Source organism: Microbacterium sp. LMI1x-1-1.1 (genome assembly GCF_040676205.1).
Lineage (GTDB): Bacteria > Actinomycetota > Actinomycetes > Actinomycetales > Microbacteriaceae > Microbacterium > Microbacterium aquilitoris.
This window is the reverse complement of the sequence record NZ_JBEGHM010000001.1, coordinates 114,734-127,262: the sequence shown is the minus strand read 5'-3', so window position 1 is coordinate 127,262 and position 12,529 is coordinate 114,734. Positions and strand designations below refer to the sequence as shown.

The window sequence follows — 12,529 nt, the reverse complement described above, 5'->3', positions numbered from 1 at the left end:
CGGCAACGAACAGAATTCCGACACAGGAGAATCAGTGCTCGAGTCACACACCTTCGATCAGCTTCGCATCGGTCTCGCCACCGCCGACGACATCCGTCGTTGGTCCTTCGGCGAGGTCAAGAAGCCCGAAACCATCAACTACCGCACCCTGAAGCCCGAGAAGGACGGCCTCTTCGGAGAGCAGATCTTCGGACCTTCGCGCGACTGGGAGTGCGCCTGCGGCAAGTACAAGCGCGTCCGCTTCAAGGGCATCGTCTGCGAGCGCTGCGGCGTGGAGGTCACCAAGTCCTCCGTCCGTCGTGAGCGCATGGGCCACATCGAGCTCGCCGCCCCCGTCACCCACATCTGGTACTTCAAGGGCGTTCCCTCGCGCCTCGGATACCTGCTGGACATGGCGCCGAAGGACCTCGAGAAGGTCATCTACTTCGCCGCCTACATGGTGATCTCGGTCGACGAGGATGCGCGTCACCGCGACCTCCCGACCCACGAGGCGAACCTCCGCCTCGAGATCAAGAACATCGCCGACCGTCGTGACGCTCGCGTCGCCGACCGCCTGCAGAAGCTGGAAGACGAGCTCGCCGCCCTCGAGGCGGAAGGAGCCAAGGCCGACCAGAAGAAGAAGGCCAAGGACGCCGCCGAGAAGGAGATGACCACGATCCGCAAGCGCGGCGACGAGCAGGTCGCCAAGCTCGAGCGGATGTGGGACGAGTTCCGCGGTCTCGAGGTCGGTCAGCTCAAGCAGGAAGACGACATCTTCCAGGAGCTGCAGGACCGCTTCGGTCAGTACTTCGAGGCCTACATGGGCGCGGAGTCGATCAAGCGTCGCCTGCTGGCGTTCGACCTGGCCGCTGAGGCCGAGTCGCTCCACCTGCAGATCTCCGAGGGCAAGGGCCAGCGCAAGATCCGTGCGATCAAGCGTCTGAAGGTCGTCAACTCGTTCCTGTCGACGGGTATGAGCCCCGCATCGATGGTCCTGGACGTCGTCCCGGTCATCCCGCCGGAGCTCCGCCCCATGGTCCAGCTCGACGGTGGCCGTTTCGCCACGTCCGACCTGAACGACCTGTACCGTCGCGTGATCAACCGCAACAACCGTCTCCGTCGCCTGATCGACCTCGGTGCCCCCGAGATCATCGTCAACAACGAGAAGCGGATGCTGCAGGAGGCCGTCGACGCCCTGTTCGACAACGGCCGCCGCGGTCGTCCCGTCACCGGTACCGGCAACCGCGCCCTGAAGTCCCTCAGCGACATGCTGAAGGGTAAGCAGGGTCGTTTCCGCCAGAACCTGCTCGGCAAGCGCGTCGACTACTCGGGCCGTTCGGTCATCATCGTCGGCCCGCAGCTGAAGCTGCACCAGTGTGGTCTGCCCAAGCAGATGGCGCTGGAGCTCTTCAAGCCGTTCGTCATCAAGCGCCTGATCGACCTCGGTCACTCGCAGAACATCAAGGCCGCCAAGCGCGCCGTCGAGCGCACCCGTCCCGAGGTCTGGGACGTGCTCGAGGAGATCATCCGCGAGCGTCCGGTTCTGCTGAACCGTGCGCCCACGCTGCACCGCCTCGGCATCCAGGCGTTCGAGCCGCAGCTCGTCGAGGGCAAGGCCATCCAGCTCCACCCGCTCGTCTGCGCCGCCTTCAACGCGGACTTCGACGGTGACCAGATGGCCGTGCACCTGCCGCTGTCGGTCGAGGCTCAGGCCGAGGCCCGCGTGCTGATGCTCGCCTCGAACAACATCCTCAAGCCGTCTGACGGCCGTCCGGTCACCCTGCCCTCGCAGGACATGATCATCGGTCTGCACCACCTGACGACCCTCAAGGAGGGCGCTGCCGGTGAGGGCCGTGTGTTCGGTTCCGTCGGCGAGGCCATCCTGGCCAAGGACGAGGGCACCCTCGACCTGCAGGCCAAGGTCCGCATCCGCGTCCCCGGCCTGACCTTCCTCGAGGGGGAGGCTCCGGAGGGCTACGAGCGTCACGGTCTGGTGGATGCCTCGCTCGGCCAGGCGATCTTCAACGACACCCTCCCCAAGGGCTACCCGTTCGTTCGCGAGCAGGCCGACAAGGGCAAGCTGTCGCAGATCGTCAACAAGCTGGCTGAGGAGTACCCGAAGACCGAGGTCGCGGCATCCCTCGACCGGATCAAGGACGCCGGCTTCTACTGGGCCACTCGTTCGGGTGTGACCGTCGCCCTCAGCGACGTCCTCACGCCGCCGAACAAGAAGGAGATCGTCGCCGCCTACGAGAAGCAGGCAGCGAAGGTCCAGGGCCAGTTCGAGAAGGGCCTCACGACCGACGCCGAGCGTCGTCAGGAGCTCATCAAGATTTGGACCGAGGCGACCGACGAGGTCCAGAAGGCGATGCGGGACAACTTCCCGGCCGACAACACCATCAACCGCATGGTGAGCTCGGGTGCCCGTGGTAACTGGCTGCAGATCCGCAACATCGCGGGTATGCGAGGCCTGGTGAACAACCCCAAGGGTGAGATCATCCCCCGTCCGATCATCTCCTCGTACCGCGAGGGTCTGTCGGTGGCGGAGTACTTCATCGCGACGCACGGTGCCCGCAAGGGTCTGGCCGACACGGCCCTCCGTACGGCGGACTCGGGGTACCTCACGCGTCGTCTCGTCGACGTCTCGCAGGATGTCATCATCCGCGAGGAGGACTGCGGCACGACCAAGGGTCTCGAGTTCACGATCGCCGCTCCCGGCGCCGACGGCGAGCTCGTCCGCGACGCGAACGTCGAGAACTCGGTGTTCGCCCGTACCCTCGCCGCCGCTGTGGTCGACGCTCAGGGCACCGTCCTGGCCGAGGCCGGCGACGACGTGGGCGACGTCCTCATCGACAAGCTGGTCGCCGGTGGCATCGAGAGCATCAAGGTGCGCTCGGTCCTGACCTGCGACTCGGCCGTCGGTGTCTGCGCGAAGTGCTACGGCCGTTCGCTGGCCAGCGGCAAGCTCGTCGACATCGGCGAGGCCGTCGGCATCATCGCCGCTCAGTCGATCGGTGAGCCCGGTACCCAGCTGACGATGCGTACGTTCCACACCGGTGGTTCGGCATCGGCGGACGACATCACCCAGGGTCTGCCCCGTGTCCAGGAGCTGTTCGAGGCTCGTACCCCCAAGGGTGCGTCCCCGATCGCCGAGGCCGACGGTGTCATCAAGATCGATGAGACCGACAAGGCCAAGAAGCTCATCCTGACTCCGGACAACGGCGACGAGCCGCACGTCTACCCGGTCCTCAAGCGCGCCACCCTCCTCGTCGAGGACGGCCAGCGCGTCGAGGTCGGTCAGCCCCTGCAGGTCGGCACGCTCGACCCCAAGGAGGTCATGCGTGTCATGGGTGCCCGCGAGGTGCAGAAGTACCTCGTCGGCGGCGTGCAGGGCGTCTACCGCTCGCAGGGTGTGCCGATCCACGACAAGCACATCGAGGTCATCGTGCGCCAGATGCTGCGCAAGGTCACGGTCGTCGACCACGGCGAGACGGACCTGCTGCCCGGTGAGCTGGTGGACTTCAAGCGCTACCAGCAGATGAACCGCGAAGCGGTCGCCGCGGGCAAGCGCCCCGCGTCGGGTCGTCCCGAGCTGATGGGTATCACGAAGGCGTCGCTCGCGACCGAATCGTGGCTCTCGGCCGCGTCGTTCCAGGAGACCACCCGCGTCCTCACGCAGGCGGCCATGGAGGGCAAGAGCGACCCGCTCGTCGGCCTCAAGGAGAACGTCATCATCGGAAAGCTCATCCCCGCCGGCACCGGCCTTGCGAAGTACCGCAACGTCGTGGTCGAGGCGACGGAGGAGGCCAAGAGCGAGCGGTACCCCAACCGCATCTTCGCCTCGGACGGTGCGTACAGCGACGCCGACCTGAGCTACGTCGACTTCGACAGCTTCTCGACCGACGACTTCACCCCCGGCAGCTACAACTGACCGAGGTGTGATCGTCTGACCGAAGGCCCCTGGGACTCGTTCCCGGGGGCCTTCGGCGTTGCCGCGCGGAGGTGGCGCGGCGGGGCCACTACCGTGGACGCATGGCACGGGTGGGTGGGCGCAACGCCGCTTTCGCATGGTTCGTCGGCATCGTCAGCGCGGCGATCGTCGTGACGTTGCTCGTCCTCGCGATCCCGATGTTCCCGGTGGCGTCGCAGTGGCTCGCGCAGAGCGGACGGACGTCGGACGGGTCCGACGGTGCCGGGGCTCCGTCGCCCGGGGCATCGAGCGCCTCCGGTGCCGCGTCATCGCCGCAAGGCTGCCGCGACCTCTACAACGACGCCGCGTGGGCGGTCCTGCGGCAGACCGACGGCGCCGTGGTCACCGCGTCGACGGACCCACCCGTCTCGACTGCGAAGGACGTCGTGGCCGCGCTCCAGCCCGCGGTCGTCCTCACGTGTCGCTGGACGTCCGATGCGGGTGAGATCTCGACGACGGTCGCGACCGTGCCGACGGATGCCGGGGCCATCGCTGCCGCATCCCTCCCCGCCAAGGGGTTCACGTGCGCCGACGACGACGGGCGCGTCCGATGCGAACGCACGGACGGCGATCTGGTCGAGTCGGTCGAGGCGGGCGGTGGCCGGTGGCTGTCGACGTCGCAGCAGGCGTGGCATCCGTCCCGGTACGCCGAAGGCGTGGCGGATGCGGTGTGGCCGGCCGAGGGGTGAGCCCTCAGCCCCGGACCCGAGCCCTCAGCCCCAGATCTTCGACACGATCGCCGCGGTGTAGCCCTGCGGGGCGAGGTTCGAGTACTGCGTGTCGATCGCCACTCCGTCGCGCCAGTAGACGGTGCGACCCACGGGGAGGCCGAGGTCGTCGGTGCCGCTCTTCTCGCACCGCAGGCCTTCGTCCGGCTCGTAGCAGAGGTAGCCGTCGTCGACGCCGAGCAGGTACAGGGCGTCGCGCGCTTCGCGCTCGGGGGAGTAGCCGACGACCGTGACGAGACTCGTGCGGCTGGCGCCCGGGTCGGCCCACACGCAGACGCGGCTGCTGTCGGGACGGATGCCGCCGCCCATCCCCGGGGCGTTCAGCGGGATGCCCTGGAGGGTGGTGAGGATGCTGTCGCTCAGGATGCTCTTGCAATCCGAGGGGAGTGGAGTGGTCGACGTCGAGGGGCCGAACGGGAAGTCGGCGATCGCGACGGGTGTCATCGTCGGTGTGGGGGTTCCGGATGCCGCATCCGTCGGTGCGGGCCGGAGCGTGTCGGGCTCGGGGGCGCAGGCCGACACGGCGGCCGCGAGCGCGGCGGCGCCGACGAGGGCTCCGACGGCCCGTCCGATGCGTGCGCGCCGAGAGGACATGGTCACCACGATACGCACACCGCGCCACGCCGCCTGAAGAAACGACGGGGCGCCTCCCCGGCGCCCGCGGAACGCCGGGATACGCTCGCTTGAGCGGTGGCGCACGCCCCCGCGTGAGGAGTGACACGGCAATGAGCGACCCCAAGTTCGGCGAGCGGAACGACCAGGCCAACGAGCCCGCTTACGGTGAGCCGATCGAGGAGCCGACGACCTCCGACGACTCCCGCGGTGTCGACGACGTCGTCGGCAGTGCGAACGACAGCCTCGCCGACGCGGAGGCCGCCTCGCGCACCTCGGATGAGCGCACCCGCGGCGACCGTTCCTTCGACGTGACCGATCGGGGCTCCGACCTGTCGATCGACTACGGCAAGTACAGCGAACCCGACGCGCCCGTCGCCTCCAGCGCGGTCAGCAGCGAACCGCTCTACCGCCCGTCGGCCGAGACCCGCGACGATGCGGTGACCGAGGCCATGCCTCACGCCGATGCTCCCACCCGCGTCAATGAGTCCGTCCCCGCCGATTCGACGACGGATGCCGCGCCCCCCGCCGCAGCGACGGCTGCCGCCTCCCACGTAGACCAGACCCCGACGACGGTCACCTCCAGCGAGCCCGCCGCCGCGCCGACGGCCGCGTACTCGCAGCAGCCGATCTTCGTGCAGGCGCCCGAGGCTCCCCGCCCGCGCGGCAACCGCGGCGCTGCCGGCCTCATCGGCCTGCTCGCCGCGCTCGTCTTCGCCGTCCTCTACCTCGTGGCGATCCTCGGGCTGGATGCGCTCGAGAACGGACTCACGGTCGACACCGTCGGGCAGCGGCTCGTCGAGGTCGTGACGACCTGGGCATTCTGGGTCCCCGTCGCCGTGTTCTTCCTCGGCTTCTGGCTGCTCGGCGCGTTCATCAACCGCGGTCGCTGGGGTCTGTGGGTCGTCTTCGGGCTGATCGTCGGTGCCGTCGCTTACGGCGGGCACATCCTCGGGCAGCTCTTCCAGGCCCCGTTCTGGTCCATCGCGCCGTCGCGCGCGAACGAGATCGTCGGCGAGCAGCTCCTCGCACCGCTCGCCGTCATCGCTTTCGTCCTCGGTCGCGAGATCACCATCTGGTTCGGTGCCTGGGTCGCCCGCCGCGGTCGTCGGGTCACCGAGCTGAACGACGAGGCGCAGCGCGAGTACGAGCGCACCCTCGAGGCCGGCCCCCAGCTCCACCAGTACTGATGACTGCCCGCGGCTGATGACCCAGCCCGCCGGCGTCGCAGCGCCGATCGCCACGTTCTTCGCGGCGGTCGGCTTCGCTGCGCTCGCGATCTGCGGATTCGGCTTCACGAGCCTGGTGACCGACACCGACGTCATCGCCGCACCGGGCCTCGGGCAGGGCGCCGGCATCGCCGCGATGCTGCTCGCGGCGGCCGCGTTCGCGGGCGCCGAGTACGGCGCGGTGCGCCGCGGACGGTACCCCGCCGCGGTGTGGGTCATGATCGCGACGGTGGCCGGTTATCTGGCGGGGATCGTGCTCGGGGGAGTGCTGACGGGTGCGGATGCGGCGCTCGCTCTGGGGGCGGCGGGCACGTTCTCGCTGTCCTGGTTCGCCCTCGTCCTCGCCGTCACCGCCGCCGCGGCGTCATGGGCCGGGATCGCCCTCGGGCGGACGCGCGCACGCCGACCCGAGTGGCCGTGGGAGCGCAGCGACGAGGACGAGTGACGGGCGCGGCATCCCGATGGCCGGAAATACCCCCGATCGGCCCGGATCTCCGCGAGAATGGGTCCGTGGAGCGCTCGCTCGAGACGCAGGTGAACCAGGCCGTCGAGGCCTGGTTGCGCTGGTTGCCGCGCTGGGAGCCCGCGACGCACCGTGGCCGGGTCGCTCCGTGCCGCCGATGTCTGGGGTCGCCGATCCTGTCGGCAGCGGGCCTCGGCTCCGACGTCCCGCACGGTGTGCAGCACGGCCTGTCGACGCGGATCAAGACGATCGTCGACTCGTCCGTCGCGCAATACACCGAGCGCAACCTGCCCATGCTGCAGGCCGAACTCGATCAGCAGGCTGATCGCAACAGGTCCCGCACCTACCGCCCGTCCGAGGGACTCGAGCCCGAGTTCGAGGGCCTTCCCCTCGACCCCGACCCGGTTCCCGGCGCGCCCTTCCTCTTCACGATCGCCGGCATGGCCGATGAAGCGGATGCCGCCGTGCCCGCGCTCCCGCCGCTCACCGAGGATGCGAAGGCCGCACTCCGGCAGGAGGTCCGGCTGGCCGACGAGTACGCGAGCATGGTCGGCCGCGAGGTGTGCACGATCCTCCTGCGCCACCGGCTCCGGATCCAGACCGCGGTCGCGCAGTACGTGGAGCCGCAGATCGCCGCGATGCTCGAGGAGCTGACACGGTCGCTGGATGCGCCGTTCGACACCGGCGAGGGACTCCCGGGCGTCTGACCGTATGCCTCACCTGCTCATTTAGGGTGGGGGGATGAACACGGGTGTCGACAGCGGTGCGGGTGTCGTCCTGGGACTGCTGTCGATCATCCTCGGCCTCGCCGTCTACGTCTGGATCGCCCTTGCACTGTCGGCCGCCTTCCGGAAGATGGGCGAGGAGTCGTGGCATGCCTGGGTGCCGGTGCTGAACGTCGCCGTCCTCCTCCGCTGGGGCGGGTTCTCGCCCTGGCTCGCCCTCCTCGTGCTCGTCCCCGGCCCCGGGACCGTCGCGGTGTGGGTGCTGATCGTTGTGACGATCCACCGCCTGAACCCCGGTTTCGGCTACGGCACCGGGATGACGGTGGTCGGTGCGCTGCTGTTCCCCGTATGGGTCACGATCGTCGGGTTCGGGCCGGCGGAGTGGCGCGGTGCTCGTCCCGCCCACCTGCGACCCGCGTCACCGTCGCCTGCCCCCTCCCCGCTGTATCCGCCGCTCGACTCGTTCTCCTCGGAGTTCGGCGCCCCGCTCCCGCCGCCGGCATTCCCCGCACCCGCCGAGCCCGCCCCGGCCGTCCCGCGCGCCGGGACGACACCGCAGCCCCCGGCATCCGTCGCCCCGGAGCCGTGGACGCCGGTGGCGCACGATGCGCCCGCGGTCGAGCAGTCCGCTCCCGACGAGGCGCCTCTCGAGCAGCCCGATCCCACGTCACCGAATCCGACCTTCCGTTCCGAGTCGCCCTGGCGGGAGGACGTGGACGAGGTGTCCGCGGTGTCTCCTGCGCCCTTCCCGCCGAACGCAGCCCGCGGCGGGGCCGTCGATCCCGCCGCCGACCCGGGGATCATCTCCGCGGTTCCGGGCCGCGACGAGGCACCCGTCGCCTGGGTGCGCCCGGCTGCGGTGGGAGCCGACCGCGACGAGAGCGACGTGTTCCCGGAACTGACCGACGAGGTGTCCGCCGTGGCGGGCTCCCCGGCGGCGGGCGCACCGGTCGCGGCGACGCGGTCGGTGTCGGCGCAGGAGCGCCTGCGCGACGAGGCCGATGTCGCTCCGATGGACGACGAGCTCGAACGCACGGTCGTTGTCCGGCGTGGCCACGCCCGGTGGGAGCTCGTGCTCCCGGACGGGGCGACCGTGCCGCTGTCGGGAGACGTCGTCGTCCTCGGGCGCAACCCCGTCGCCGACCCCGCGCATCCTCGGGCGCAGCTCGTGGCGATCGCCGATCCGACGCGCACGGTGTCGAAGACCCACGCGCGTCTGGAACGCCGCGGCGACGCGTGGCGCATCGTCGATCTCGGCTCGACGAACGGCATCCTGCTGCCGAATCTCGGGGCGGACGTCGAGGTCGAACCGGGCGTCGACGCCGAGGTCGCCGATCGCTTCCTGCTCGGGGACGCATCGATTCGTCTGCAGCGAGTGGATGCCGGTTCCTGAGGCTCGACGATCGTCACCTGAGCACTCGCGGTGAACACCGGCCTCGTTTGACCCGGGTTCGCGATCCCGCGTATCATTGACCGGGTGTGCGCATACGCGCGCCCTGCGACGTGCCTCGGTTCGGAGCAGGCGAGGCGAACGCATCCAGGGACAGGGCCTGCGAACAGGTCACCCCCACGGCATATCCATCACCCCGCACGTCGCACTCGCGGCGCGCTGATGGATCTGTGGTGAAACCACGAACGCTGTCACCGTGCAGCACCTGTGCGAGGCGAGAGCCGAGCGCAGATCGACAAGGAGAGAACGTGCCAACCATTCAGCAGTTGGTTCGCAAGGGTCGCTCGCCGAAGGTCACCAAGACCAAGGCGCCCGCCCTGAAGGCGAACCCGCAGCAGGCGGGTGTCTGCACCCGCGTGTACACGACCACGCCCAAGAAGCCGAACTCGGCGATGCGCAAGGTCGCCCGTGTGAAGCTCCGCAACGGGACCGAGGTCACCGCCTACATCCCCGGTGAGGGCCACAACCTGCAGGAGCACTCGCTCGTGCTGGTCCGTGGTGGTCGTGTTAAGGACCTCCCCGGTGTGCGTTACAAGATCGTCCGCGGCGCCCTGGACACCCAGGCCGTCAAGAACCGTAAGCAGGCTCGCAGCCGCTACGGCGCCAAGAAGGGTTGAGTTAGATGCCTCGCAAGGGACCCGCACCCCGCCGCGTCGTCGTCAACGACCCGGTCTACGGTGCTCCGATCGTCACCCAGCTGGTGAACAAGATCCTCGTCGATGGCAAGAAGTCCATCGCCGAGGCCATCGTCTACAACGCCCTCAAGGGCGTCGAGGCGAAGAACGGCCAGGACGCCGTCGCGACGCTCAAGAAGGCGCTCGACAACGTCCGCCCCACCCTCGAGGTCAAGAGCCGCCGCGTCGGTGGCTCGACCTACCAGGTTCCCGTCGAGGTCAAGCCGCACCGCGCGAACACGCTCGCGCTGCGCTGGCTCGTCTCGTACGCGAAGGGTCGCCGTGAGAAGACCATGACCGAGCGCCTCCAGAACGAGATCCTGGATGCCTCGAACGGCCTCGGTGCCGCGGTGAAGCGCCGCGAGGACACCCACAAGATGGCCGAGTCGAACCGCGCCTTCGCGCACTACCGCTGGTAATCAGCACCTCGGTGGCCGGCCGGGCAACCCCCGGCCGGTCACCTCGCGACATCCGTCACTACACGTAAGGACACCCCGTGGCACAAGAAGTGCTCACCGACCTCAACAAGGTCCGCAACATCGGCATCATGGCGCACATCGATGCCGGCAAGACGACGACGACCGAGCGCATCCTCTTCTACACGGGTGTCAACCACAAGCTGGGCGAGACCCACGACGGCGCCTCGACCACCGACTGGATGGAGCAGGAGAAGGAGCGCGGCATCACGATCACGTCTGCCGCCGTGACCTGCTTCTGGAACAAGAACCAGATCAACATCATCGACACCCCCGGTCACGTCGACTTCACGGTCGAGGTGGAGCGTTCGCTCCGCGTCCTCGACGGTGCCGTCGCCGTCTTCGACGGCAAGGAGGGCGTCGAGCCCCAGTCCGAGACCGTGTGGCGTCAGGCCGACAAGTACGACGTCCCCCGCATCTGCTTCGTCAACAAGATGGACAAGCTCGGCGCGGACTTCTACTTCACCGTCGAGACCATCATCAAGCGCCTCGGTGCCAAGCCGCTCGTGCTGCAGCTCCCGATCGGTGCCGAGAACGACTTCGTCGGCGTCATCGACCTCGTCGAGATGCGCGCACTGGTGTGGCCCGGTGACTCCAAGGGTGACGTCACCATGGGCGCCAAGTACGAGGTCCAGGAGATCCCCGCCGACCTCAAGGACCGCGCCGACGAGTACCGTCAGAAGCTCCTCGAGACCGTCGCCGAGTCCGACGACGAGCTGCTCGAGAAGTTCTTCGGAGGCGAAGAGCTGAGCCTGGCCGAGATCAAGGGCGCCATCCGCAAGATGACCGTCGCCGGCGAGCTCTACCCCGTGCTCTGCGGCTCCGCGTTCAAGAACCGCGGCGTCCAGCCGATGCTCGACGCGGTCGTCGACTACCTCCCGTCGCCCCTCGACGTGCCCGCCATCGAGGCGCACGACCCGAAGGACGAGGAGAAGGTCATCGAGCGTCACCCCGACGCCAACGACCCGTTCGCCGCGCTGGCCTTCAAGGTCGCCGTGCACCCGTTCTTCGGCCGCCTGACCTACATCCGCGTCTACTCGGGTCAGCTCGACTCGGGTGCGCAGGTCATCAACTCGACCAAGGGCAAGAAGGAGCGCATCGGGAAGATCTTCCAGATGCACGCCAACAAGGAGAACCCGGTCGACGCGGTCACCGCCGGCAACATCTACGCCGTCATCGGCCTGAAGGACACCACCACCGGTGACACCCTGGCCGACCCGAACGAGCCGGTCGTCCTCGAGTCGATGACGTTCCCCGAGCCCGTCATCGAGGTCGCCATCGAGCCGAAGACCAAGGCCGACCAGGAGAAGCTGGGCATCGCGATCCAGAAGCTCGCCGAAGAGGACCCGACGTTCCGCACCGAGCTCAACCCCGAGACCGGTCAGACCGTCATCAAGGGCATGGGCGAGCTGCACCTCGACATCCTCGTCGACCGCATGAAGCGCGAGTTCCGCGTCGAGGCGAACGTCGGCAAGCCGCAGGTCGCGTACCGCGAGACGATCAAGAAGACCGTCGAGCGTCACGACTACACGCACAAGAAGCAGACCGGTGGTTCGGGTCAGTTCGCGAAGATCCAGTTCGCCCTCGAGCCCCTCGAGGTCACCCCGGACAAGATCTACGAGTTCGAGAACAAGGTCACCGGTGGCCGCATCCCGCGTGAGTACATCGAGCCCACCAACCAGGGCTTCCAGGACGCCATGCAGGTCGGCGTGCTCGCCGGCTTCCCCATGGTGGGTGTCAAGGCGATCCTGACCGATGGTGCGTCGCACGACGTCGACTCGTCCGAGATGGCGTTCAAGATCGCCGGTTCGATGGGCTTCAAGGAGGCCGTCCGCAAGGCGAACCCCGTTCTCCTCGAGCCGCTCATGGCGGTCGAGGTCCGTACTCCCGAGGAGTACATGGGCGACGTCATCGGCGACCTGAACTCGCGTCGTGGCCAGATCCAGTCCATGGAGGACGGTGCGGGCATCAAGATCGTCCGCGCCCTCGTCCCCCTGTCGGAGATGTTCGGCTACATCGGCGACCTGCGCTCGAAGACCTCGGGTCGTGCGGTCTACGCGATGGAGTTCGACAGCTACTCCGAGGTCCCGCGCGCGGTGGCCGACGAGATCGTCCAGAAGACCAAGGGCGAGTAACACCCGCTCTTCGGATGCCGGGGGCCCGGCCCCCGGCATCCGCCCAAACTGAATATCGTCACGTCAACTACACTGACAACATCCCCGT

The 12,529-nt window shown here is 68.4% G+C and carries 10 protein-coding genes; 9 read left to right on the top strand and 1 reads right to left on the bottom strand.

What is annotated here, in order from left to right:
- Window positions 1-34: 34 nt before the first annotated feature.
- Window positions 35-3,910 (top strand): DNA-directed RNA polymerase subunit beta', encoded by a 3,876-nt coding sequence (rpoC, locus tag MRBLMI1x_RS00600; RefSeq protein WP_018187374.1) that lies wholly within the window; start codon window positions 35-37, stop codon window positions 3,908-3,910.
- Window positions 3,911-4,011: 101 nt separating this feature from the next.
- Window positions 4,012-4,638, top strand: coding sequence for a hypothetical protein (locus MRBLMI1x_RS00595; protein WP_363454907.1), 627 nt, complete (start codon window positions 4,012-4,014; stop codon window positions 4,636-4,638).
- A 24-nt stretch (window positions 4,639-4,662) separates the two neighbouring features.
- Here the strand turns inward: MRBLMI1x_RS00595 and MRBLMI1x_RS00590 are convergent, their stop codons facing one another.
- Window positions 4,663-5,271 (bottom strand): hypothetical protein, encoded by a 609-nt coding sequence (locus MRBLMI1x_RS00590; protein WP_040570586.1) that lies wholly within the window; start codon window positions 5,269-5,271, stop codon window positions 4,663-4,665.
- 131 nt (window positions 5,272-5,402) lie between these two features.
- Between MRBLMI1x_RS00590 and MRBLMI1x_RS00585 the strand changes: the two genes are divergently transcribed.
- From MRBLMI1x_RS00585 to fusA, 7 genes are all read left to right on the top strand, one after another.
- Entirely contained in the window at window positions 5,403-6,479 is a 1,077-nt protein-coding gene (locus tag MRBLMI1x_RS00585; protein WP_363454904.1) for an ABC transporter, read from the top strand.
- Window positions 6,480-6,495: 16 nt separating this feature from the next.
- Entirely contained in the window at window positions 6,496-6,963 is a 468-nt protein-coding gene (locus tag MRBLMI1x_RS00580) for a hypothetical protein (protein WP_018187371.1), read from the top strand.
- A 65-nt stretch (window positions 6,964-7,028) separates the two neighbouring features.
- Entirely contained in the window at window positions 7,029-7,688 is a 660-nt protein-coding gene (locus MRBLMI1x_RS00575) for a hypothetical protein (RefSeq protein ID WP_018187370.1), read from the top strand.
- A 34-nt stretch (window positions 7,689-7,722) separates the two neighbouring features.
- The gene (locus tag MRBLMI1x_RS00570) at window positions 7,723-9,099 is read left to right on the top strand and encodes a DUF5684 domain-containing protein (protein ID WP_363454900.1); all 1,377 of its coding nucleotides are present in this window, start codon (window positions 7,723-7,725) and stop codon (window positions 9,097-9,099) included.
- 305 nt (window positions 9,100-9,404) lie between these two features.
- Window positions 9,405-9,773, top strand: a complete 369-nt coding sequence (gene rpsL / locus MRBLMI1x_RS00565) for a 30S ribosomal protein S12 (RefSeq protein ID WP_018187369.1) — start codon at window positions 9,405-9,407, stop codon at window positions 9,771-9,773.
- A 5-nt stretch (window positions 9,774-9,778) separates the two neighbouring features.
- Window positions 9,779-10,249, top strand: coding sequence for a 30S ribosomal protein S7 (rpsG, locus tag MRBLMI1x_RS00560; RefSeq protein WP_018187368.1), 471 nt, complete (start codon window positions 9,779-9,781; stop codon window positions 10,247-10,249).
- Window positions 10,250-10,326: 77 nt separating this feature from the next.
- Window positions 10,327-12,441: an elongation factor G gene (fusA, locus tag MRBLMI1x_RS00555; RefSeq protein WP_028497534.1), complete on the top strand. Its 2,115-nt coding sequence runs from the start codon at window positions 10,327-10,329 to the stop codon at window positions 12,439-12,441.
- Window positions 12,442-12,529 lie beyond the last annotated feature (88 nt).